The organism is Pseudomonas sp. HPB0071, from assembly GCF_000478505.2.
In the GTDB taxonomy this organism is placed as follows: domain Bacteria; phylum Pseudomonadota; class Gammaproteobacteria; order Pseudomonadales; family Pseudomonadaceae; genus Chryseomonas; species Chryseomonas luteola.
Window position 1 is genome coordinate 647,783 of sequence record NZ_KI517368.1, and the last position, 24,075, is coordinate 671,857.

Annotated in this window: 19 protein-coding genes and 1 pseudogene; 7 read left to right on the top strand and 13 right to left on the bottom strand. The window is 54.8% G+C overall.

Going from position 1 to position 24,075, the window contains the following annotated elements; genetic code table 11:
* The first annotated feature begins 310 nt into the window (after window positions 1–310).
* Entirely contained in the window at window positions 311–1,027 is a 717-nt protein-coding gene (locus tag HMPREF1487_RS22465; protein ID WP_010799059.1) for an amidotransferase, read from the top strand.
* A 61-nt stretch (window positions 1,028–1,088) separates the two neighbouring features.
* Here the strand turns inward: HMPREF1487_RS22465 and HMPREF1487_RS22470 are convergent, their stop codons facing one another.
* From HMPREF1487_RS22470 to HMPREF1487_RS22500, 7 genes and pseudogenes are all read right to left on the bottom strand, one after another.
* Window positions 1,089–2,294, bottom strand: a complete 1,206-nt coding sequence (locus HMPREF1487_RS22470) for an MFS transporter (RefSeq protein WP_112297990.1) — start codon at window positions 2,292–2,294, stop codon at window positions 1,089–1,091.
* A gap of 478 nt (window positions 2,295–2,772) precedes the next feature.
* A pseudogene (locus HMPREF1487_RS28090) lies at window positions 2,773–3,008 on the bottom strand (LysR substrate-binding domain-containing protein); the annotation flags it as partial.
* 104 nt (window positions 3,009–3,112) lie between these two features.
* Window positions 3,113–3,754: a DedA family protein gene (locus tag HMPREF1487_RS22480; protein ID WP_010799062.1), complete on the bottom strand. Its 642-nt coding sequence runs from the start codon at window positions 3,752–3,754 to the stop codon at window positions 3,113–3,115.
* 71 nt (window positions 3,755–3,825) lie between these two features.
* A complete protein-coding gene (locus HMPREF1487_RS22485) occupies window positions 3,826–4,245 on the bottom strand; it encodes a DoxX family protein (RefSeq protein WP_010799063.1) in 420 nt (139 codons plus the stop codon).
* Between the two features lie 810 nt (window positions 4,246–5,055).
* Window positions 5,056–5,448: a hypothetical protein gene (locus HMPREF1487_RS22490; protein WP_010799064.1), complete on the bottom strand. Its 393-nt coding sequence runs from the start codon at window positions 5,446–5,448 to the stop codon at window positions 5,056–5,058.
* Between the two features lie 15 nt (window positions 5,449–5,463).
* On the bottom strand, window positions 5,464–6,768 hold the full coding sequence (locus HMPREF1487_RS22495) for an ATP-binding protein (protein ID WP_010799065.1): 1,305 nt from the start codon (window positions 6,766–6,768) through the stop codon (window positions 5,464–5,466).
* Window positions 6,769–6,780: 12 nt separating this feature from the next.
* Window positions 6,781–7,482, bottom strand: coding sequence for a response regulator (locus HMPREF1487_RS22500; protein WP_010799066.1), 702 nt, complete (start codon window positions 7,480–7,482; stop codon window positions 6,781–6,783).
* A gap of 151 nt (window positions 7,483–7,633) precedes the next feature.
* On the opposite strand from HMPREF1487_RS22500, the gene HMPREF1487_RS22505 reads away from it, so the two are divergent.
* From HMPREF1487_RS22505 to HMPREF1487_RS22515, 3 genes are read left to right on the top strand one after another with little or no spacing between them, the layout of a single operon-like run.
* Window positions 7,634–8,806 (top strand): efflux RND transporter periplasmic adaptor subunit, encoded by a 1,173-nt coding sequence (locus HMPREF1487_RS22505; protein ID WP_010799067.1) that lies wholly within the window; start codon window positions 7,634–7,636, stop codon window positions 8,804–8,806.
* Window positions 8,806–11,928 carry an efflux RND transporter permease subunit gene (locus HMPREF1487_RS22510; protein WP_010799068.1) on the top strand — a complete coding sequence of 1,041 codons (3,123 nt, stop codon included), beginning with the start codon at window positions 8,806–8,808 and terminating at the stop codon, window positions 11,926–11,928. Before HMPREF1487_RS22505 ends, HMPREF1487_RS22510 begins: the two co-directional genes overlap by 1 nt.
* A complete protein-coding gene (locus HMPREF1487_RS22515; protein ID WP_010799069.1) occupies window positions 11,921–13,348 on the top strand; it encodes an efflux transporter outer membrane subunit in 1,428 nt (475 codons plus the stop codon). The genes HMPREF1487_RS22510 and HMPREF1487_RS22515 overlap by 8 nt, the downstream gene beginning before the upstream one ends.
* A gap of 326 nt (window positions 13,349–13,674) precedes the next feature.
* Here the strand turns inward: HMPREF1487_RS22515 and HMPREF1487_RS22520 are convergent, their stop codons facing one another.
* On the bottom strand, window positions 13,675–14,397 hold the full coding sequence (locus HMPREF1487_RS22520; RefSeq protein WP_010799071.1) for a pirin family protein: 723 nt from the start codon (window positions 14,395–14,397) through the stop codon (window positions 13,675–13,677).
* A gap of 281 nt (window positions 14,398–14,678) precedes the next feature.
* Here HMPREF1487_RS22520 and fusA point away from each other — a divergent pair, with 281 nt between their 5' ends.
* Both fusA and HMPREF1487_RS26425 read left to right on the top strand, forming a co-directional pair.
* Window positions 14,679–16,778: an elongation factor G gene (gene fusA, locus HMPREF1487_RS22525; protein ID WP_010799072.1), complete on the top strand. Its 2,100-nt coding sequence runs from the start codon at window positions 14,679–14,681 to the stop codon at window positions 16,776–16,778.
* A gap of 226 nt (window positions 16,779–17,004) precedes the next feature.
* Window positions 17,005–17,580, top strand: a complete 576-nt coding sequence (locus HMPREF1487_RS26425) for a helix-turn-helix domain-containing protein (RefSeq protein ID WP_010799073.1) — start codon at window positions 17,005–17,007, stop codon at window positions 17,578–17,580.
* 24 nt (window positions 17,581–17,604) lie between these two features.
* On the opposite strand, the gene HMPREF1487_RS22535 is transcribed toward HMPREF1487_RS26425, so the two are convergent.
* Window positions 17,605–18,513 carry a LysR family transcriptional regulator gene (locus tag HMPREF1487_RS22535; RefSeq protein WP_010799074.1) on the bottom strand — a complete coding sequence of 303 codons (909 nt, stop codon included), beginning with the start codon at window positions 18,511–18,513 and terminating at the stop codon, window positions 17,605–17,607.
* Between the two features lie 254 nt (window positions 18,514–18,767).
* Here HMPREF1487_RS22535 and HMPREF1487_RS22540 point away from each other — a divergent pair, with 254 nt between their 5' ends.
* Window positions 18,768–19,007, top strand: coding sequence for a TIGR02647 family protein (locus tag HMPREF1487_RS22540; protein ID WP_010799075.1), 240 nt, complete (start codon window positions 18,768–18,770; stop codon window positions 19,005–19,007).
* Window positions 19,008–19,133: 126 nt separating this feature from the next.
* On the opposite strand, the gene HMPREF1487_RS22545 is transcribed toward HMPREF1487_RS22540, so the two are convergent.
* From HMPREF1487_RS22545 to HMPREF1487_RS22560, 4 genes are all read right to left on the bottom strand, one after another.
* Window positions 19,134–19,910 (bottom strand): WbqC family protein, encoded by a 777-nt coding sequence (locus HMPREF1487_RS22545; RefSeq protein ID WP_010799076.1) that lies wholly within the window; start codon window positions 19,908–19,910, stop codon window positions 19,134–19,136.
* A 111-nt stretch (window positions 19,911–20,021) separates the two neighbouring features.
* Window positions 20,022–20,954 carry a glycosyltransferase gene (locus HMPREF1487_RS22550; protein ID WP_010799077.1) on the bottom strand — a complete coding sequence of 311 codons (933 nt, stop codon included), beginning with the start codon at window positions 20,952–20,954 and terminating at the stop codon, window positions 20,022–20,024.
* A 2-nt stretch (window positions 20,955–20,956) separates the two neighbouring features.
* Window positions 20,957–22,480, bottom strand: coding sequence for an oligosaccharide flippase family protein (locus HMPREF1487_RS22555; protein ID WP_371106394.1), 1,524 nt, complete (start codon window positions 22,478–22,480; stop codon window positions 20,957–20,959).
* Window positions 22,477–23,667 (bottom strand): DegT/DnrJ/EryC1/StrS family aminotransferase, encoded by a 1,191-nt coding sequence (locus HMPREF1487_RS22560; RefSeq protein ID WP_010799079.1) that lies wholly within the window; start codon window positions 23,665–23,667, stop codon window positions 22,477–22,479. Before HMPREF1487_RS22560 ends, HMPREF1487_RS22555 begins: the two co-directional genes overlap by 4 nt.
* Window positions 23,668–24,075: the final 408 nt, after the last annotated feature.

The window sequence follows — 24,075 nt, forward strand, 5'->3', positions numbered from 1 at the left end:
GATGTGGTAGGCCAAAAGAGTGCTCTACGTTAAATAGTGTTTTTCTATTTATATGAAACGTGGAGTGCACTTGGCCTCGAAAGTGCTATCGCTGAATACACATTTTGTAAAATTTACTGATGGCATTGTGTTCAATAAGTTCGCGGCAAGGCGCAGGAAAAACGCTTCCATGAACATTGAGTTCGCAGGGAGGAGGAGCGAAAAGGATGGCTCCGGGTAGAACCGCACTCCTGAGCTGACGTACCATATTTCTGCTGCCTGCGCTGTCGCGCAGCGGTTCTCATATCCCTTGCTAATGCCTCGGAGTCCCATGTCTGCTCGGATCTGTGTTCTCGAAACCGATATTCTTGTCCCTGAACTGGCCGAGCTGTACGACGGCTATGGCGCCATGTTTGTTCGTCTGTTCGAGCAGGTGCCGGAGCAGGTTGAATGCACGGTATATAACGTCGTCGAAGGCCACTACCCACCGGATGATGCCCGCTTTGATGCGTATCTGGTTACCGGCAGCAAAGCGGATTCCTTTGGCGAAGAGCCCTGGATTCAGCGTCTCAAGACCTATGTACAACAGCGTTATGAGCAAGGTGACAAGCTCTTGGGCATCTGCTTTGGTCATCAGTTGCTGGCCCTGGCGCTAGGAGGGGTGGCCGAACGCGCCAAGGGAGGGTGGGGAATTGGGGTACAGCGTTTCGAGGTCGCGCAGGGCTTTTCCTGGCAGCAGCCTCCGCTGGAGAATGTCACGCTGATCGTCTCGCACCAGGACCAGGTCACGGCGCTGCCTCCTGCCGCGCAGTGCCTGGCCAGTAGCGATTACTGCCCGAATGCAGCGTTCGTCATGGACGATCAGGTGTTGTGCTTTCAGGGGCATCCGGAGTTTGTAGCCGAGTATGCGAACCGGCTGTTGGTAAGGCGCCAATCAGTTTTTTCCGCCGAACAGTACGAGACGGCTGTAAGTTCGTTGGAGCAGCCACATCAGGGCGCCCTGATCGCGCAGTGGATGGTGAATTTTGTGGCAGCCCCTCGTAGCTAATAAGCCGACGCGATACGAAAAAAGGCGGCTCGAAAAGACCGCCTCGGTGATCAAAGCCCAATCATGCGTTGGCGCCTCGTAAGCGACCAATGCCGAAGAACAACAGGGCCAGCAGCGGTAGGCTACTGCCCACAAGAACAATGGCTGACCAGCCGCCTCGTTCATAAACAGTGCTGGCTATCGCTGATCCCATGGCACCTCCGATAAAGATGCTGGTCATGTACAGGCCGTTCAAACGGGCGCGGCTCTTGGCATCTAACATATAGACGGCACGTTGACCCAGAACCATGTTCATCTGCACGGCAAAGTCGAGCAGGATGCCAGTTATTGCCAAGCTGACGACCCCATAAGGCGAATGAACCAGCGCTGGTAGAAAACTCAGGGCGGCAAGCAGCATGGCAACTGCCGAGGCGCGATGGGTATGGCCTGCATCGGCAAGGCGTCCTGCAATCGGTGCAGACACTGCGCCGACAGCACCTACCAGAGCAAAGACGGCAATCTGGGTTTGTGACAGACCATAATGGCGGATCAACTCAAGGGGCGCGGCCGTCCAGAACAGGCTGAAGGCGGCAAACATCAACCCCTGATACAACGAGCGCTGGCGTAGCACAGATTCACGTGTGAAGAGATGAACCAGTGACAACAGGAGCTGGCCATAGTGTGCCTGGTGGGACGGTTGACGTGTGGGAACCACTTTCAAGACCACGCCTGCAATCGCCAGCATAATCAGGGCGCTAGTAAAAAACACGGTACGCCAGCCGAAGTGATCGGCTATCAGGCTAGAGGCCGGACGTGCCAGCAGGATACCCAGCAGCAGTCCGCTCATGATGGTGCCCACAATGCGCCCACGTGACTGTTCGGGAGCAAGATGGGCGGCCAGCGGAATCAGTATCTGTACGGCCACCGAGCTGACACCAATTAGCAGCGAGACCACTAGAAAGACGCTGGGTTGGGTCGAAAGGCCCGCCGCCATCAGCATGACAGCCGAGGCGAGAACCGTGATAACCATCAGACGACGATTTTCCAGGAGATCGGCCAGCGGAACTAAAAGGAGCAGCCCCAGGGCATATCCGATTTGGGTCAGCGAGACGATCAGGCTGGCATCGTGCTCGCTGAGTCCGACGGCGGGAGCGATCAGATCGATGATGGGCTGTGAGTAATAGAGATTGGCCACAATAGCGGCACAGCAAAAGGCAAAAAGTAATACCAGCCCTTTTGATAGTGTAGTAGTAGAATACTCATGTTCGATCATCGATGCGGTACTCATTAAAGTCTCTTGGCAAGGCAACGGTTATTCAAGTCGGTTCAAGGTCTTTTCAAGAAAATCGACAAACAGAATGGAGCGAGACCCGCTTGTTCAATATAAGCGTGTGAGAACACGTCTATTGGTGGTCTGCCTGTAGGGGTAATGCTCCGTCAGGTCGCGTTTCAGGTAACCAGGAAAGGCCATAAAGTCAGAAGGTTTGACTCTCATCTTTTCTTATCTCTTCGCCTCAGGTGCGGAGGTGCCTTTACTCCCGATGGGCTCCAGGCGAGGTGCTACTCTATCTTCTGTATCTGCACAACTACTACCGGCCCCACACCTAGAGCAGAAAACAGCCCGGATAATGTTACGATCAGTCGGGTGCATAGCGGGTGCTTCATTCTGCCTTTGATGAGGCATACCTTAAAGAGGGGGGCAGCGCGAGAGAATTGGACTGCAGAACAACGCAGCGTTGCGTCAGGCGCAATGCCTGGCGAGTGGAAAGGCGTCCCTCGCAAAATTCGATAAAGGCGCTGACCCGCCTTGAGCCGCGCCGATTGGGCATATACAGCGCCGAAATGGCGGCACTGGCCTGATTCGGATTTACGTAGTGATCCGGAAATAGCCGAGTCAGTCGACCGCTTTCGATATCGGTTTGCACCAGCCAGCCGGCCAATAAGGTAATGCCCCCACCTGCCAGCGCGACTCATGCAGGACCTCGGCATTATCACTGTGTAGACGGGGAACCGATTGACCTGTTGAAAAGCCGGCAATGCCGTGACGCTGAACGTGCGGATTAAAGACGCTTCGACCAAAGGCTCTGTAAAAGGCTGATTCGCCGGTTATCGAGGATGGGTGACGGCTTGCTGATTAAGGTGTCTCGCCTGATGGTGTGTGGCACGGTGTTTCAGGTGATGTGCCGCCAGCAGGGCTGCGGCAAGCATCAGCCCGGCAGCAGCCAGCCCGGGGAGTAGGTATTCCTGAACCATGTCCAGCGCCAAGAGCACCGGGGCCTGAAAGGCATGCCCTAACGCCAGCGCTGAACCAGCCCACAACATTGAACCCAGAATGTCGTACACCAGAAATTGAGCCAGCGACATTCGCTGTGCGCCTGCCATCAACGTGGCGACCGCTCCCATGCCCGGTACGAATTTGGACACCAGCAACCATTGAGCGCCCCGCTCTGCGAAGCGAGCCGAGCAGGTACCGGCGTTCCTACGATGAGAGAAGGGTAGTTTTGCAAGCCATGCGAGAATACGCTCGCCGTGACGACGACCTGCCCAGTACCAGGCTAGGTCTGCAAGGACACACGCCAACGAAGCGAGCAATAGAAACTCGACCAGCCTCATGGGTGCGTCGGCAGAGGCGCCTGAAGCGACCAGAAACGGATAGGACGGTAACGGTGCGCCCAACTGCTCGGCGAAGACATTCACGAACAGCAACACGGCATTTCCAGTCAGCAAGGCGCTCATTACGGACGGCATGGCGGCGGGTCTCTTTGATCGTGCGGGGCAGGGCGGTACGCCTTTTAGGCGGCGTACCGTGCGGTATCAAGTCAGGCGAGAGCGAGACGACGTTTGCTAAGAGCGCCGTCCAAGCTGAAGGCGCCGCTACCGAAGGCTACGACCTGCAACAGGCCACCGGTAATGGCGATGTTCTTCAGAAAGTGGATCAGCTGGTTCTGATCAGCAAGGTTATTGTGGAAGACCACCGCAGTCATGAGGGTAAAGCCTGCCATGATGGCTGCTACCCAGCGGGTCTTGTAGCCCACAAGCAACAGGCTGGCCAACCCTAGCTCAACGCCAATCGCCCCCAAGTAGGCCAGAAGTGGAAACGGTATGCCGACGGACCCGATGTAACCCATGGTTGCAGCAGGCGCGGCCAGCTTGCCAATACCGCTGAACAGAAACAGTGTACCTAGCAACAGGCGTCCAATAGTGGCGGTATAGGCTTGAGAGGCGTTCAAATTAGTCATGTTCAGTTCTTCCATTAAGGGTTCAAGGGCTTCGCGGAGGTGCCGAAGCGGTATGAAAGAAAGCTTAATGTCGCCTGATTAAATAAGTAACTAGGTGAAAAACGAAAAATAGTCACATTTTGGTGGACAATAAAGCCGAGAGCCTGCCTGTTGGTTAAAGCTGCCTGACCTCGGTTAATCAAGTGTGCAGTGATAGGCACTCGAAAGCAGAGGAACGGCCTAAAAAGCGCAATCAATAGCACATACGTTCCAAACACAGCACAACCGTTCAAGCTCCCGCGGCGCACTTCGACAAAAGTTGTCGTACATTCATTGCAGCTGGAGAGCTACCATGCCAACCGCCATTGCTGCCCCGGAACCGGCCTGATTGATCCCTTAAACCGTACGTTAGTCATGAACATTCTACATCTATGCCACCTTATTTTGAGGTTCGCATATTGGGTGGCTTTATTGGGAGTAACCTGCTGATTACCTTTGCATCGGCGCCTTTCATCATGCCAAGCGTGACGCGTTGGTTCGTGAGTTCTGTCGTTATCGCCACGCTTGGCTCGGTTTCTTACCGTAGGACCCAAGTAACGGTATCCATCGCTGGTTAAGGATCTGGCCTACCCGAGCCGCATATCCGGTTCAGCCCCCCACGGACGCTTACTGTTGTCACTGGGCATGTGCGGCCTTTGTATGGACTTTATATCCACTTGGTTTGGTTGTCGTGAGCATGCTCGGTGGGCGAATGTAGTCATCTATTCGCAAGCACAATAAGCCTAATAACCTTTGCATGCATCCAAAACGCTAGTTGTGGTATTGGCATCATCAGGATCTTGAATGTCGAGCCTCGATTCCGCGAACAATCACAAAGGCAATCAACGCAACGACAAACACGACAAGATACATCCAGGCGATGCTTTGTAATGTTTCAATCAACGAGCGATAGATCTCGAGCGTCCAGCGTTCTGAATTAAGCACTAGTACCTGAGCATCCGTAGTCTGCGCGCTGATATAGCGCTCAAGATCGTAAATTCGCACGCCACCTGAAATACCTACCACAAAGCTGGCGAACGTGATGTATCGATGCCAGGCGCTACTGACGTCATCCTTGATAATTCGGGCCAGGACAGCCTTGGTCGAATGGTTGAACAAGGCGACGACTGTGGCGGAAGTGATGAATGCAACGACAAAGGTGGCGGCCAGTAGAGAAAAGAACATAGAGTCTCTCGGTTGCTACGTATGAAATGACATGTTCAGGCGGAAACGTGCGCCGCCCAAGGGTGAGGTGTCTGCAGCTAATGTCCCGTTTTGAGTCTCGATCGCTCTGCGGCTGATGGCAAGGCCAAGCCCGAAGCCGCCTGTTGTGCGGTCGCGGCTGCGGTCGAGCCGGTAAAAGGGCTCGAAGATCTTTTCATGCTCTGCCTCCGGGATGCCAATGCCGTCATCTTCAACTGTGATCTGATAATGATCCTGATCCAAAGCACTTACGCTCAGGCGGATGCGGTGGTTACAGTAGCGAATGGCATTTCGGATCAGGTTCTGTAATGCTCTGGCTGTCAGACGAGGCTCCAGACTTACTCGCTGTTTCTCCATCGCCATGTCCACCTCCAAGAGGATTCCACGCTGCTCCAGTTCTTCAGCGAACCCTCCAACGATGCTATCGATAAACTCACCCAGATTGAGTTCGACCCGCTCCAACTGAGCGGCCACGCTGTGCAGCCGACTGTAAGACAACAGCTCCAGTACCAGTTCGTCCAGCTCGCGAACGTGACGGGTCATGTCCAGTAGGCGGGTACGAGAGGCTTCTGGAATATCTTCGGACAACGCCAGGGCCAGGCCGAAGTCGAGCCGGGAAAGCGGAGTGCGAAGTTCATGGGATACTGCATTGAGCAGCTCCTGCTGCTGATTGAGCAGGCGCTCGATATCGGTGGCCATCGAGTCGAATACATGGCCCAGCTCGGCAATGTTGGACCGTGAGGAGAGGTGAGTTCGGGCAGACAGGTTTCCCCTGCCCAATGCTGAGGCGGTACGCCTCAGCGATTCCAGGTCCCGCCAATGAGGACGTAGCCAGAGCAGCAGACAGGCCAGAAGCGCTGCGCCTGTCAGGACGTTCATGGCCCAGAACAGCAGGTTGATATCCAGAGGAAGGGGGGGGCTGGACTCTTCTATGAAATGCTCATTGTCCAGCGGAGCCATGACCGTATCAGGCAGGCCATACTCACCGAGGTGTATGACCATGAGCCCTTGTTCAAGTTGTTCACGCTCATCCGGACTCAACTGAGCGTTTGCCATTTCTCGAAGACTGACCTCAAGCGGTGCAAAAGAGGTCTTGAGTTCCCTTTCTAACTGAGCCCATTCTGTTTTGGGGCGCTCCAGGAATCGTTGCTGGATCAAGGCCATCTGACCTCTGAACTGATCCAGATTCCATGCAATGTAACGATCTTTGGACAATGAAACGACAAGTTCGGGCACTACATAGTTGGCGAGGCTGAAGGTAACCAGCACCACCAGGTATAAACGGATCAGAACCTTCAGCATGACCGGTACATCCTAGTCTTCCCACTCGGAGCGGCTGAAGAGATAGCCCTTGCCCCAAACCGTTTTGATCCTGCGCGCTTCGCCAGAGGTATCTTCGAATTTGCGGCGCAACTTCGAGATGGCGACATCAATGGAGCGATCGATACCGTTAAACTCGATACCACGTACCTGTTGCAAGAGCTGGTCTCGACTCTGTACTTCACCGGCATGACGAGTCAGGGCTACCAGAAGATCGAATTCGCCTGATGACAGCTCGATCGGCTGGTCCCGCCACTGAACAACCCGTTCGGTTAAATCGATTTCCAGACGACCAAAGGTGACACGCGAAGCATCTTTGCGAACTGTTTCCGGCTGGCTGCGCCGGAGCAGCGTACGAATCCTGGCCAATAGCACCCGTGGTTCACAGGGTTTGGTGACGTAGTCATCCGCTCCCAACTCGAGACCGACCACTTGATCATGACTATCGTCGCGGGCGGTGAGCATGAGAATAGGAAGGCCAGCATGGTCTGCGCGGAGCTGGCGGCACACCTGCAAGCCATCAAGCCCCGGCAGCATAAGATCCAGGATGACCAGATCCGGGTATCTTTTCCGGACATGCGCTTGAACCTCGTCGCCCCGGGACAGTATGGAAACCGCGAAGGCATGACGTGTCAGGTAGGTGGCAATCAGTTCAGCCAGGGCGGTATCGTCTTCGACCAGCAGGATGGTAGGCATAGCAGGACACGCTGAAGGGTTTGAAAGAGCATAAACAAACCCGACAGCTTCTGTAGCGGTCATTACACTTTTTAACAAATGCCCTACAAGCTTTTACAAAGCCGACAGGGCGGGGCTTTTAGCATGGCGCTGTTCCTGAAGGATGCACACCATGATGCCGCCCGTTAAGTTTTCCCTACGCCCCTTTTGCTTATTGATGTTACTAGCGCTGACAGGATGTGACCGCCCAGCGCCCTCTGCACAGCAAGCACCCGATACGTCTGTCACCGTCGAGACGATCAAACCTCAGCCGCTTAGCTTGGTGACTGAACTCAATGGCCGTTTGGTAGCGCCCCGAGTGGCGGAAGTGAGAGCCCGCGTAGCAGGCGTTCTGCTGCAACGGGTTTACCGTGAGGGAAGCCAGGTCAAGCAAGGCGACGTATTGTTTCGGATTGACCCCGCGCCGCTGCAGGCGGACGTCGACAGCGCCGTGGCAGGCCTGAAAAAAGCCCAGGCCAATCGCTATCAGGCCCATTTGCAGGCCGAGCGTTATTCTGCATTGATCAAGACTCACGCCGTCAGCCAGCAGGACTTCGAAAATGCGCACGCTGCCTTTTTGCAGGCAGAAGCCGAAGTCTCTGCTGCGCAGGCCACGCTCAAACGTGCCCGGCTCAATCTGGGGTATGCCACCGTCACAGCACCCATCTCCGGGCGCATCGGCAAGGCATTGGTCACGGAAGGCGCGTTGGTAGGGCAGGATAGCGCCACGCCTCTGGCTATTATTCAGCAACTCGAGCCTATTTATGCCGATGTGACTCAATCCACCCGACAGATCAACGTGTTGCGCCGTGCGCTGCGGGAGGGGCAGTTACAAACCGTAGGGGAGGACCAGGCCGCCGTAACGCTCGTACAGGATGACGGTACAGCGTATCCAATAGCCGGAAAACTGCTGTTCTCGGACCTTACAGTGGATCAAAGCACAGGGCAGATCACCCTGCGTAGCCAGTTTCCCAATCCGCAGGCTGACTTGCTGCCCGGCAGCTTTGTTCGAGTGCGCCTTGAACAGGCCAGGAACGAGCGAGGTATCAGTGTTCCGCAGCGGGCTGTTCAGCGCGACTCGGCAGGGCAGGCTAATGTTTTGCTGGTCAACGCTCAGAATCAGGTTGAGGAACGGACGGTCCGTCTTGGCGGTGCCCAGAATGATCGCTGGATCATCGACGAAGGACTGCATGAAGGTGACCGCGTAATCGTTGCAGGCCTGCAATACGTCAGGCCGGGGATGCCTGTCCAGGCAGAAGAGGCAGGAATTACAACCGATGCACCTGCCGACAAGGAAGCCCGATAATGCCAGACTTCTTTATCAGGCGCCCGGTATTTGCCTGGGTCGTCGCCCTGTTCATTCTGCTGGCAGGTGTGCTGGCCATTCCCAATCTTCCGGTGGCGCAGTATCCCAATGTTGCGCCCCCCCAGATCGAGATTACCGCAACCTACCCGGGCGCCACGGCGCAAACCCTGGATGAAAGTGTTGTCAGTCTGATCGAGCAGGAGCTTAATGGGGTCAATCACCTGCTCTATTTCTCCTCCAGCAGCAGCCAGGGAATGGCGACGCTTACGGTCACGTTTAAACCAGGTACTGATCCGGAGCTGGGCAAGGTCGATATACAGAACCGCTTGAAAACGATCGAGTCCAGACTGCCTCGAGCGGTTACGCAGCAAGGTCTGGAGATCGAAGAGGTCTCGGCCGGGTTTCTGATGCTGATCACATTGACGTCTACCGATGGACGCCTGGATGAAACCGGTCTGAGCGACTACATGGCGCGTAACGTCGTTAATGAGCTCAAGCGTATCGAAGGTGTGGGCAAGGCCCAGCTGTTTGGTGCCGAGCGCGCTATGCGAGTATGGATTGATCCGCAAAAACTGGTAGCTTTCAACCTGACGCCGGCCGATGTCAGCCAGGCGATCAGCGATCAGAATGTGCAAGTGCCCGCCGGTAGTATCGGCGACTTGCCTACCCGCAGCACGCAGGAAATTACCGCAGCCGTACAGGTGAAAGGGCAGCTGTCTACACCTGAGGAATTCTCGACGATCGTACTCAAGGCCAACGCCGACGGATCGACGGTTACCGTAGGTGATGTCGCACGGGTCGAAGTGGACAGCCAAAGCTATCAGTTCGGGACTCGCCTCAATGGCAAGCCGACCACCGCTGTGGCTATCCAGCTAGCGCCAGGCGGTAATGCGATGAGCACGGCTACCTTGGTCAAAGCCAAGATGGAAGAGCTGTCACACTACTTCCCGGCCGGTGTGAACTACGACATTCCTTACGATACGTCGCCGTTCGTCAAGGTCTCGATCGAAAAGGTGGTTCATACCTTGATCGAAGCCATGGTGCTGGTCTTTGCCGTCATGTTTCTGTTTCTGCAAAACCTCCGTTATACCCTGATACCTGCACTGGTAGTTCCTGTGGCCTTGATGGGGACATTTGCCTGCATGTTGGCCCTAGGATTTTCCATCAACGTGCTCACCATGTTTGGCATGGTATTGGCGATCGGTATCCTGGTGGACGACGCTATTGTCGTCGTTGAGAACGTCGAGCGAATCATGGCCAGCGAAGGCCTGACGCCTCGGGATGCCACGCGAAAAGCCATGACAGAAATTACCGGTGCGATTATCGGAATCACGCTGGTGCTGACGGCCGTATTCATTCCGATGGCATTCATGCCGGGCTCGGTCGGAATCATTTACCAGCAGTTTTCTGTCTCGATGGCGGTTTCGATTCTATTGTCGGCGTTTCTGGCGCTGAGCTTGACACCTGCGCTGTGCGCATCGCTACTCAAGCCGATACCGCACGGTGTACATCACGAGAAGAAAGGATTTTTTGGATGGTTCAACCGACGGTTTGATCATGCCGCGGACGGCTACCAGCGTTGGGTCGCCAATGCCATACGCCGTACAGGTCGTTACATGCTGGTCTACGGTGTGCTGCTTGCAGGGCTCATGCTGCTCTTTACTCGCCTGCCGTCTTCGTTTCTGCCTATCGAGGATCAGGGCTTTACCATTACCGATATCCAGCTGCCGCCCGGAGCCAGCCAGAACCGCACAATTGAAATCGCACGGCAGATCGAAGCGCACAATGCTACGGAACCTGGCGTAGCCAATACCACCATGGTGCTGGGCTTCAGCTTTTCCGGCAGCGGGCAGAATGCAGCTCTGGCATTTACCACATTAAAGGATTGGGCCGAACGCCGTGTCGAAGATTCGGCCGACGCCATTGCCGAGCGTGCCAATATGGCATTTGCCGGACTGCAGGATGCCATTGCCTATTCGCTCAGCCCGCCGCCAATCGAAGGGCTTGGGACTTCCAGCGGCTTTGAGCTACGTCTGCAGGACAGAAGCGGAAAAGGATACGAGGCTTTGCAGAAGGCGCGGGATACATTGCTGTCTGCCGCTGCAAAAAGCGCCCTACTGGCAAACGTACGGGAGACCGCGTTGGCCGAAGCGCCACAGGTAGAGGTCAAAGTCGATCGGCTCCAGGCGAGCGCTCTGGGTGTCTCGTTCGCCGATATCAGCAACTTGCTTTCAACTGCCATGGGTTCGGCCTACGTGAATGATTTCCCCAACCTGGGCCGCATGCAGCAGGTCATTGTTCAGGCCGAGGCCGATTCCCGCCTTCAGGCAGAGGATATCCTCAAGCTTGAGGTGCGTAACGCGTCCGGCAAGATGGTGCCCCTGGCTGCCTTTTGCGAAGTAACGTGGACCACGGGACCGGCGCAGCTAACCCGCTACAACGGCTATCCCGCGGTCAGCCTTTCGGGTGAGCCTTCGGCGGGGCACAGTACAGGCGAAGCCATGGATGAAATACAGCGTCTGGTCGATCAGCTGCCTCAGGGATTTGGTCTGGAATGGACAGGGCTTTCGCTTCAGGAAAAGACCTCCGGCGCACAAGCTCCCTTGTTGCTGGGACTGTCCTTGTTGATTGTCTTTTTGGTTCTGGCCGCGCTTTACGAGAGTTGGTCGATTCCAACAGCCGTTCTGCTGGTCGTACCACTGGGCATCCTGGGTGCCGTAGTCGCAGTCGTCCTGCGGGGCATGCCAAACGATGTGTTCTTCAAGGTTGGGCTCATCACCATCATTGGACTGTCGGCAAAAAATGCGATTCTGATCATCGAGTTTGCCAAGAGTCTTCATGACCAGGGCCATAGCCTATTCCAGGCCACCGTCGAGGCAGCACGTCTGCGTCTGCGTCCGATCGTAATGACCTCGCTTGCATTTATCCTGGGTGTGGTTCCCCTGGCTATTGCGACGGGTGCCAGCTCCGCCAGTCAACAGGCCATTGGCACAAGCGTGATCGGTGGCATGCTGACTGCTACCTTCGCGGTTGTCTTTGTTCCGGTGTTTTTTGTGAGCGTCATGCATTGGGTCTCTCGCCTTACCCGCTCGCAAGCCAGAGGAGGGCAGCGCCATGAGTAAGTTGACTGTTCTTCTGCTGGCCGGCCTGCTGGGTGCCTGCTCTTTGGCGCCTACCTACGAGCAGCCCCCTGCACCTATACCAGCGGACTATCCGGTGGTATCAGCCCCGGTGAACCCAGCTGAAACGGTTCCGGACTGGCAGGCATTGTTTACAGATCCGCGCCTGCGTCGGCTTATCGAGATTGGGCTGAATCAGAACCGTGACCTGCGTATGGCAGTGCTTCGCGTTGAAGAGGCGCGGGCGCAATACAGAATCCAGCGGGCGGACCTGTTGCCGAATGTGAGCGTAAGCGGCTCGGCAACCCGTCAGCGCTCCCCATCGCTCGGGCTGGAAAACACCGGTGGGCTACCGGCTCAGGCCGTAAGCAGTGGAAGCCAGGTCACCAACCTGTATACCGTAGGGGTAGGGCTGAGCACGTACGAAGTGGACCTCTTTGGCCGTGTCCGCAATCTTCGAGATGCAGCCTTGGGTGAATATCTGGCGTTGCAGGAGACGCGACGTTCGGTTGAGCTATCACTGATCGCTGAAATCGCTACGGCCTATACCAACCAGCGTGCCCTGCGCGAGAGAATGGCCATAACCCGGCAGGCCTATGAGAGCCGTCAGCAGAGTCTGGAATTGATTCATCAACGTTTCGACTATGGGATTGGTTCTGAACTGGATATCGCTCAGGCCCAGACACTGCTAGAGACAACTGCCAGTGATCTTGCCACATTGGAGCGTAGTATAGGACAGGCGGACAATGCGATGGCTCTCCTGCTCGGTCAACCATTACCTCATGATCTGTCGCCCGCCCTTTCGCTGGAAAGGCAAGGGTTGGACAAGCCCTTACCCGCCGGGCTTCCGGCAGATCTGCTGACCCGCCGACCGGATATACAGGCTGCCGAAGCCCGGCTGAAAGCCAATTACGCCACTATCGGAGCTGCGCGCGCTGCGTTCTTTCCAAGCATCAGTCTCACGGGCAATACCGGTTTTAGCAGCGCAGAACTTTCAGACCTGTTCAACGGCGGTAATCGCTCATGGAGTTTTACGCCTCAGATCAACCTGCCAATTTTCACAGGCGGTCGTAACCGCGCACAGCTTGAGGTCGCGACACTGCGCAAAGAGATCAGTGTGGCGGAATATGAAAAATCCATACAGACCGCTTTCAAAGAGGTGTCCGATGAGCTGGTTGCGCGTCAGCCACTTCAGCGTCAGCTCGACGCTCAGGAGCGGCTTCGTGATAGCGCTGCCCGAAGCCTTGTCCTTGCACAGCAACGGTATCAGCAGGGGCTCGATGAGTACCTGACGCAATTGGATAGTCAGCGCACGCTGTATCAGGCTGAAAATACCCTGATAGACACCAGGCTTCAGCTGGCCTTGTCACAGATCAATCTGTTCAAGAGCCTTGGCGGAGGTTGGAGCCGAGACCGTCCTTAATTAAGGTTATGCATGTCTTCTGATGCTCCTTTGGATGGAAGACATGCCCTCAGGCGCCTACGTGGCGTCTTTTTTATAGGCCAGACCATCGGCTGAATCGATCGGGTCTCCTGTCGTGCAGCAACAGTAGTATCCATCGCTGAAGTCCTATTACGGCAACGCTATGGACCTCGTAAACGTGTGATCTGCTTAGCGTCAAGGAAGGAGGTATTCCGTCTGGCTACGTGGGGTTGTGGGCCTTATGTCTAGGCGGGGCGTAAACACTGTGTTTACGGTTAGCGACAGCGGAGGCTGATAGGGCCTCGACCACTCGAGGCCCTCGTCGATCATGGCATCATGGGCAGCTCATTGGGGCGCAGGTCAAAGACGATAACCTCGGCCTGCTTGCCGTTGGCTAGCGTAAGCACCTGCTCGTTACGCACACGTACACCGTCTCCCTCCGCCAGTGTCTGGCCATTGAGTTCGATCTGCCCCTGGGCTACATGCACATAGGCGTAGCGGTTTGATCCCAGCGTTAGAGTCGCCTGCTCTTCACCGTCGAACAGACCGGCGTAGACACGAGCATCCTGACGAATTTCCAGTGAGCCCTGCTCACCTGTAGGTGAAAGGATCAGGCGCAACCGGCCACGTTTGCTATCCGCGCTGAAGTGCGTTTGCTGGTAGCGAGGCTCAGCACCTCGAGCGTTGGGCACAATCCAGATCTGCAAAAAGTGTACGGGATCGCTCTGGGAGTGGTTGTATTCACTGTGGGCTACTCCCGTGCCGGCGCTCATGAGCTGCACGTCGCCCGGATGAATGACGGACCCTGTACCCAGGGTGTCCTTGTGCTCGAGCGCACCTTCGAGCACATAGGAAAAGATCTCCATATCCCGATGAGGGTGAGTGCCGAACCCTTTTCCCTGGGCGACTCGGTCATCGTTGATGACCAACAGATCCGAAAACCCCTGTTCTTGGGGGTTGCGGTAATTGGCAAAGGAAAAGGTGTGGAAAGACTTGAGCCAGCCATGGTTGGCAAATCCACGTTCGGTTGCTTTACGAAGGGCTAACATGTTCGGTCTCCTGGTCAATCAACGGTATGTTGTTACCTGTATCGGTATGCGACCAAGAGTAAAGCGATCGAGTGGGGTGATAAACCACTTGAAATGCGTAAAAAAGTCTCCATCTGGTTGACAGTAAGACGAGTCTGCTCAATCAGACAGGCTCCCTTTAGCGATACGCACAAACGTTCAATACAAGCCTCGTAAGTCAGTCTATTGTTATTGCAACCCGGGCGGATATCCGTATCGCCTGTCTGCCGGCTGACCCATGCTGGTTTCTAGGAGAATCTTCTATGGCCCGAACGACCTCTATCGACCGCTATCGCAACATCGGCATCGTCGCTCACGTGGATGCTGGTAAAACCACCACAACCGAGCGAATCCTCTTCTACACCGGCGTGAACCATAAGATGGGCGAGGTGCATGATGGCGCCGCGACCATGGACTGGATGGTGCAGGAGCAGGAGCGCGGCATCACCATTACGTCCGCGGCGACTACTGCATTCTGGTCTGGCTCGACCAAGCAGTTCGACAAATACCGGATCAACATCATCGATACGCCTGGGCACGTGGACTTCACCATTGAGGTGGAGCGCTCGCTGCGGGTACTCGATGGCGCGGTCGTGGTGTTCAGCGGTGCGGATGGTGTAGAACCTCAATCCGAGACGGTCTGGCGTCAGGCAGACAAATACCATGTGCCTCGTATTGCGTATGTGAACAAGATGGACCGTGCGGGAGCGGACTTCCTGCGCGTCGTTGACCAGATCAAGAAACGCCTGGGTCATACTCCGGTTCCGATTCAGCTGCCGATTGGCCGTGAAGAGAACTTTGTCGGCCAGATCGATCTGCTGAAGATGAAGGCCATCTACTGGAATGATGATGATCAGGGGATGACCTATCGTGAGGAGGACATTCCTGCCGAGCTGCAGGCTGAGGCCGAGGAGTGGCGCGAGCGCATGGTCGAGGCTGCCGCCGAAGCCAATGAAGACTTCATGAGCAAATACCTGGAAGGGGAGCCCCTGACCAACGATGAAATCCGCACGGGTCTGCGGCTGAGGACACTGGCGGGTGAAGTCGTTCCGGCTGTATGTGGCTCATCCTTCAAGAACAAGGGTGTACCCTTGGTACTCGACGCGGTCATCGACTACCTACCGTCACCTACCGAGATTCCCGCCATCAAAGGCGTGCATCCTGACGATGCCGAGCGGACTGACGAGCGCCATGCCGACGATAACGAGCCTTTTTCGGCGCTGGCGTTCAAGATCGCTACAGATCCCTTCGTGGGCACCCTGACTTTTGCGCGGGTGTATTCGGGCGTGCTTTCATCAGGTGACTCGGTACTCAACTCGGTAAAAGGCAAGAAGGAGCGCGTCGGCCGTATGGTGCAGATGCATGCCAACACGCGGGAAGAAATCAAGGAGGTTCGCGCAGGCGACATCGCCGCCTTGATCGGCATGAAGGACGTGACGACCGGTGACACTCTGTGTTCGGTTGAAAAGCCCATCATCCTGGAGCGTATGGATTTCCCCGAGCCGGTTATCTCCGTAGCGGTTGAGCCCAAGACCAAGGCTGACCAGGAAAAGATGGGGATTGCCCTGGGCAAACTGGCCCAGGAAGACCCTTCTTTCCGCGTCAAGACCGACGAGGAAACCGGGCAGACCATCATCTCTGGGATGGGCGAGTTGCACCTCGATATCCTCATCGACCGCATGCGGCGTGAATTCAACGTCGAAGCGAATATTGGTAAACCTCAGGTGGCCTATCGCGAGACCATACGCAACACCTGCGAGATCGAAGGCAAGTTTGTTCGCCAGTCGGGTGGTCGTGGGCAGTTCGGTCATTGCTGGATTCGATTTGCACCCATTGATGAAGGCGAGGAGGGTCTGGTGTTTACTAGTGAGGTCGTGGGTGGCGTGATTCCCAAGGAATATATCCCGGCCATTCAAAAGGGTATCGAAGAGCAGATGAAGAATGGTGTGCTCGCCGGGTATCCCTTGCTAGGTCTCAAGGCCACGGTCTTCGACGGCTCTTACCATGATGTGGACTCCAACGAGATGGCATTCAAGATCGCCGCCTCGATGGCAACCAAGCAGCTGTCCCAGAAAGGGGGCGCGGTACTGCTCGAGCCAATCATGAAGGTCGAGGTGGTGACACCTGAAGACTACATGGGTGATGTAATGGGAGACCTCAACCGTCGGCGGGGCCTGATTCAAGGCATGGAAGATACCCTTTCCGGCAAGGTGGTTCGGGCCGAGGTTCCGTTGGGCGAAATGTTTGGCTATGCGACTGATGTACGTTCGATGTCACAAGGTCGTGCCAGCTACTCGATGGAGTTCTCACGCTATGCAGAGGCACCCAGAAATATTGTCGACGCGTTGATTAAGAAATCTTAAGGATCGGTTCAGATCTTTTCCAAGCAACGCTAGTACTTTTAGGCCGACTCCCTCTGGGGAGCCGGCCTTTTTCGTTACGCCTGAGATAAAGGCGTTGCGATCACATGTTAATCATTGATGACAAGCAGGTATTTTCGTTTAAGAACGCTTCAACTTAAGACAAGGACCTTAAGGGTTCCCAGAGCCGATACTGGACACCAACCTTACCGCCTCAAGGAGCGTTGCAATGGCCACGCTGGGTTCCAAGCTATCGTACCGCTTACCTGCAATTACGGCTGAAAAGCCTGGATCGAGTGTTCCCAACACTGCGCAGGTACTTATGCAGCGCCTCCTCGAAACGCTTGATAGCGTTCAAGACGGGGAAGGTCCGATCAGCCGTACCTTGATAGATGAACTGCAAGCCCGCCTTTTGCCAGACGCTTTGCACGTGACCTTACCGAGTGAGGATCGGATTGCCTTGTCTCGCTGGCAGGAGCAACTGGCCAAGCGTCTGATGATGGAGCAGTTGGACGATGGCCTATCGGTATCCGAAATCGCCAGTGCCTGCTCGTTGTCAAGAAGCCATTTTTCCCGAGCCTTCAAGAAAAACACAGGCGTTTCGCCACGTGACTGGTATCAGCAATTACGAATTGCCAAGGCCAAGCGGATGCTTCTGAACACGTGTTTGCCGATAAGCCAGATCGGTGCGGAATGTGGTTTTTCAGATCAATCACACTTCACCCGTGTATTCACAAAGACGGTAGGATGCACACCGCTTAGCTGGCGCCGCTCGGGAGACCAGCAGGTCATGCGGCAAGCCTGAGGGTTGCGCGGACTATGGGCATACCTACACCGCCAGATGGTCCTTGAGGAAGTTGGCGAATGTCTGGACGGCTCGGGATGACTGACGATGCTGAGGGTAGACCGCATAGAAGGCTGAAGTGGGTGGCTGGTGCGCTTGTAAGACCGGCTGCAAACGCCCATCGTTGAGCGCGTCACTGACAATGAAAACCGGCAGATAGGCAATGCCAAGACCGGCCACCGCCGCGTCCCGGACAACTTCCCCGTTGTTGGTCCGCAGCTTGCCTTTCACGGGTACGCATACGAGCTGGCCCTGGGTTTGAAATTTCCACTCTACGCTTTTCACATGGCCGTAAAGCAAGCACTCATGGTGACGCAAATCATCCGGTGTTTCGGGGGTTGAGTGGCGCTCCAGGTACGCCGGGCTTGCGCAGGCCGTCATTGGAATGTCCATCAGACGCTTGGCGATAAGTGTAGAATCCTCCAGCATCCCGCCGCGGATCGCCATGTCATACCCCTCGGCCACCAGGTCTACTGCTCGATCATTAAGGTCCAGTTCCAGACTGATCAATGGATTCTCTTGCATGAACCTGGGCAACAGCGGGCTGACATGCAACGTACCAAACGTCATCGGGGCCGAAACACGTAAAGTCCCGCGAACGTTCACCCCCTGGCTGGATACCAACTCCTGCGTCTCGTTGACTTCATCCAGAATCCGAACGGCACGCTCATAAAGGGTCATGCCCAGGTCAGTAGGTTTCAGGCTGCGTGTCGTCCGGTTGAGCAGGCGTACACCCAGTTCCTCTTCCAGCGCCATGGTTCTTCGGCTGACGTACTGTTTGGAAAGCCCCAGCTTTTCTGCCGCAGCGGTAAAGCTCTGCTCGTTGATCGTAGTTACAAACAGCCTTAAATCCTCAAATTGCATGGCCTGAGTCTCTTCCTGGTTGACAGTCATTCCTAGTGTACTGGCTTTTTCCAGATCTGGATGACTATTAGGCTCCTTCCTGTCATCAAACGTGAGGGAAGCGCATCATGAACACCTTTTTGCATAGTGCGGTTTACGTTATGGCTTCAGCACTGGTGTTGTATATGGCCATAAGCGGATAACGGCATACCGCATGTGATTTAAAGTGAAACATTTTCTCAGGCAGGCTTTTTGAAGCAGGGCAGCTAGACTCAGAAAGAGGGTTACTTAAATAAGGACACGCCATGCCGTATACCCAAGAACTCATCGAAGAAATGAACCTTCTGGCTCGATATGACCTCAGCAACAGTCTGGCCGGTTTAAAGGTGCACCACGACGCCACGCAAGAAGTCCTGGCCGGTATCAAGCGACTTCATGAAAAGGGCCTGATCAGTCAAGTCGACGGTGGTTATCTGACAGGCTTGGGAAGGGATGCAGCAGAACACGCTCAGGTGTTGTTGACGATCTTAAACCCAACGGCGTGAGGACTGCAAAAAAGTCTTTCGTTACAGGGTAGTCTGAGTAAATCGTTATGATGGCAGGCTGCGGTATCGTATTGAAAACACAGTAGCCTGCCTATTGATACTGATACACCCGTCAAGTGATCGCGTCTATATGACTGCACACTCAGGCTGGATTGTATCAACCTCAACCTGTGAGTCCGAGTGTGCCACGCCCTCTATCAACGTATAGCGAGTAAGCAGTTCTTTTACAGACTCCGCTGAATTGAACATCAGCACGTCGATAATGGAAAGGGAAGGGACGAACTCAGCGGTAAGCTGAGGATAGGTCACTTCATCCATCTTGATGAAGCGCAATTGCAGCCCATGATCGGCGAAATAGTCAGGACAGTAGAGCGGGACGCCGCCTATTGAGTTGAGGTAGCAGGTGCCTTCTAACTGCTGAACGATCCGAATGATGCGGTCCTGCTTATCCATCGCCCGGGTATCCGCCAGTTCTGAAAGCATCAGGATGGGCGTCTCGATTTTCATATACCGGCACAGGGCTCGAATCGAGTTTTCGGCGAACCGCGCAAGGTTACGATCCGGATTGGCAAAGATGCTTTTGAGCAGCGCCAGGACTTCTGTTTTATAGGGGGCTTTCTTGTAGGTGTGCTCAAGCATGGTAAGCAGTGCGTCTGCTTCCTGGTCGAACGTCTCTGGCAGCCAGCGCTCATTGATAGCGGCCCGGCGGCTGCCCTTACGCAGCGGAAAGGTAATCAGCTTGGGCTGACCATCGTGAGTTAATACCCGGTTGCGGTTCATCCAGGAGCCTTTGACGAACTGCAGGTCATCGACCAGCACAAAGACGTCACTGGCGGCGATCAACTGAAAGTAGCCCAGGTAAGGAAACAGGTAGGGCTGCATCATCGAAATCGTTTTAAGCATGGTGCTTCTCCTTGCACGGCATGACAGGAATCGGGTAGGCGTGCGTTCGCGTAAGCGTTCTTGGGCCAGAAGCGGTATTGCAGGGCAGCAATACCGCTGAGGAAAGTCTGATCATTTTCGAATGACCGAAGGAATAATGTTGGTGAAGGGTTTGAATAGAACCTTGCGGGCCAATTGCAGGAAGGCCTGAATGCGGTTGCGGTGGGTCATTACAATCAGAGACTGGCTGAATACCTGGGTCATGAAATATTCATACAGGTCTTGCTGGCCGATGCGCTGGTAGTAGCGGGCCAGGCTGTAGTAGGCGTGCAGGCTCATGGCGGTGCGGTGCTTTTGCGGACGCATCGACAAGACACCATTCTTGTGCACACGGTAGGCAGCCGGACGGATTTCTTTCATGTACTTGCCTTTGCCGTGAGCGCCCAGCAATGACCACCAGCACATGTCCTCCATACGCACACCGTGCAGCTCGGGCGGAAGGGCCTTGATCACATTGCGAAAGCAGACGGTGAGCGTAGAAAAGTACCGAGCCCGCAGCAGTTCCTGCTGACTTGCATCGCGCCGATGCAGTCCGGCCAGTTGAACGTTTCGGATGATGCCCTGCTCGTTGAACATATAGGCGTCGTGAAACGCCATCACATAGTCTTCATGGCGCTCAAGAAAGTCGACCTGCAGCTGTAGCTTGTGCGGGTCCGTCCAAAAATCATCACCTTCGCAAATGGCAATATAAGGGGTGTCCAGCGAGGCAAAGATTTTAGTAATGAACGGAACACCCAGGCTGTATTGGTTCTGCTGCTGGTAGATAGGCTTGATGATGGAGGGATAGCGTGCGGCATATTCCTGGATGATGGCTTGTGTTCCATCCGTCGAAGCGTCGTCATGCACGATGACCTCGAAGGGAAACCGCGTCTCCTGAATCAGAAAGCCCTCCAGCGTTTCTCGGATGAACGCCGCTTGGTTGAAGGTCAGGCAGACAACACTGACCAGCGGTTTCTCATCAGCACCCCAGTGCTCCCTGATGACCTGTTCGGTTCTTGCTTCCATGATTAAACGCTCGGGGTTTGATCCAAGAGATACGGTTTTGAAAATACGGCTTTGGCAGACACAAACACCAGCAGCAGACAGAGCAGTCCTCGTCCCGCCAGACCTATAAAGGTCTCGATCCGTTGGTTGCCATCCAGGGCTGGCAGCAGCCAGTCGCCTACCGCCAGGCCGAGGGCGGTCATGCCGGCTATACGCAAAAGGTCCGACAACCAAAGGAAGCTGAGGCCCGGTGAATACCGCTCATGAACGATATGAGGCCAGATGACCAGTGAGGCAAGGCTGACCGCAAACCATACCCCGGCAGCCCCTAGCGCGCCATGAGTCAGAATGGCATAAGCCATGAGCGGCACGCTGATGGCCGTTGAGCAGATACCAAACCAGACATGCATCCGCAGTTGGCCATGGGCATATTGCAGATAGAATTGAAACCCGCTCATGGCCAGTAACGCGCTGCCAAGGATGTACCAGACCAGGACAGGACCGCTCCAGAGCGCGGCCTCGGCGTTGCCTGTCCAGGCATGGAGAAGCGCTTGTCCATGAAAGGCGATCACACCAGCCATGGGAAACAGCACACTGCAAAACAGACGTGATACGTTCAGGTATAACGCCCGCATCTCAGTCATTCGGCCTTCTGCTGTCAGCATGGTCAGGCGTGGCAACAGCGTTTGTACAAGGGGATTGGTCAGCGACAGAATGCCGGTCGCGATCAGGGCAACTAAAGAGAAATAGCCGTATTCCTGCAACGTAAGCGCTTTGGAAAGCAGCACCTTATCCAACTGGGTTTGCAGCATCCACAGTACGGTGCTGAACGACATACCCAGGGCAAACGGTAAAACAGGCTTGACCAGCCGCCAGTGAAATCCGGTCAGGCGACGAGGACGGGGCATCAGATCATAGGCTCGGTGAGCAAAGGACAACGTTTCCAGCAGCCCTACGAGTGTTTGATAGAGAAAGAAGTGCAGGGGCTGTGCGCTGACATAGGTAATAAACAGCAGCGCGCCAAAATACCGGAGCGTTGCAAAAAAGACATTGATGCCGTTGAGCCAATGATGCTGCTCCATGCCTTGAATACCGCTCTTGTAGAGCGTGGCGTAAAGCTTCAGCACTATCATCAGCCCCATCAGGCTAATGCACTGCCCAATCATCACAGGATCGAGCTGGTTCGCCTGCAGCCACCCATGGGCTATGGCATTACTGCCCATATGAATAGCCAGGCCGGTCAGCACGGCTATCGGCAGGATAAGCAGCTCGAACGAGCGCAGCAGACGGCCGGAGGTGTATCGGCTGTGTTGCTGAGTGCCCCGAAAATGAGCGATCTGACGGGCAAGCGCGGGCGATAGTCCCGCATCCAACAGATAAAGCCACGCCTGCATGGCCGTAAAAAAACCGATCAGGCCATAGGCTTCGGCACCCATATGCCTGAGATAGAACGGCATGATCAGGATGCCGGCCAGCATTACATAGATCTGACCCAGGTAACTGAGCCCGGTGTTCTTGAGCATAAAACGTTTTAGGGAAGTGCTCACAGGGTGAACTTCTTGCACATGTTGGACAGAGGCAGGGCACTCATGGTGTTGAAAGTAAAGGCATCCTGGTAAGGCCCGGACGTCTCGCGCTGCGAGCGTACAAGTTGTCTGGCCTCGACTTCCCTGAGCACCGTTTCGATAACCGTGCGCTGCGACTCCCAAGTAAGTCCGGGAAAGATCGGCAGACAGAGCACGCGTTTACTCAAGCCTCTGGAAATCCATTGAGGCTGCTGCGGCTGGAGGTATTCAACGGTATCGAGAGAAGGGTAGAAGTAGCGGCGTGGATTGATCTGCCTTTCGTTAAGCTGACCTGTCACTCTGAGCAGCTCGCTTTCTTCCTGCAGAGCGATTGGAAAATAGCTGTAGTTACGTTCGCTACCCGGCTGCTGATGCTGAAGATCCAGATACCCTGCCAAGGCTAATTCATACCGGTGACCGATTTCAGCCCGTTCCTCTAAGATCAGATCAATATCGTCAAGAACACAGAGGCCCATTGCGGCAGAGAATTCGTTGAGCTTGGCGTTGATACCCGGACCACTCAATCGATTGCCTTCGGAGAAACCAAAGTTGGCAAGTTCACGGGCACGTTGAGCCAAATCATCATCATTGGTGACAATGGCGCCCCCTTCGATGGTATGGAAAACCTTGGTAGCGTGAAAACTCAAGGTACAGATATCGCCCCAGTTGGCAATCGATTCTCCCTTATAGCGAACGCCAAAGGCATGGGCGCCGTCGTAGATGGTTTTCAGACCGTTACGGTCAGCGATTGCCTGGATGCGCTCCACATCGCACGGATTACCGAATACATGGGTTGCGACAATGGCTGAGGTGTCCTTTTGTAGCCTGGCTTCGATCTGGCTGGGATCAAGGTTCCAGGTGACAGGATCGATATCTGAGAAAACCGGACGAATATGCTCCCACTGCAGTGTGCTACTGGTTGCAATGAAGCTGAACGGTGTTGTGATTGCGCTACCTTGAATACCCAAAGCACGGTAAGCGATCTGAAGGGCCAGGGTACCGTTGCTTGTAAGCACGATATTCCGTACGCCTAGATACTCTTTCAGACGCTGCTCAAGCTGACGAGTAAGAGGACCATGATTGGTAAAACAGCCTGAAGCATATATCTGATCTATATAAGACTGGAGTTTGACTTTGTTGCCAGGGAAAGGCTGCGTAACATTGATCATTTTGTTCCTCGTCCAATGAGCAGTTAAACCTTTAAAACGGGATTGATTACTATTCATAGATTTCTCAATGTCGCCTATCTATACGGATGGTCCCAAGCAAAAGCAGCATCCCATTACAGCGGTAGCCTGAATCGTGTCTTTTTGTGAAACACGTAATAGGAATAGCCTGAGATTAATTAAGTTCAAATGGCTGGTAAGAATATTTGGTTATTGTTTTGCGTAAGTGGCTCAGGGACGGTTATATAAAGCTTTTTACATACAGGTTCATTTACAGGCTTGCATTCAGGCTTACGTTCGCCTGTAGGCCTGTGTTGGCGGCGTATGTAAGATTCGGCGCTGGGAACAAGTAGAGTGTTGAAGCAGAGCGGTATTGAGCTTTTGATGCTTCGAGCATAGGAGGAAAACAAA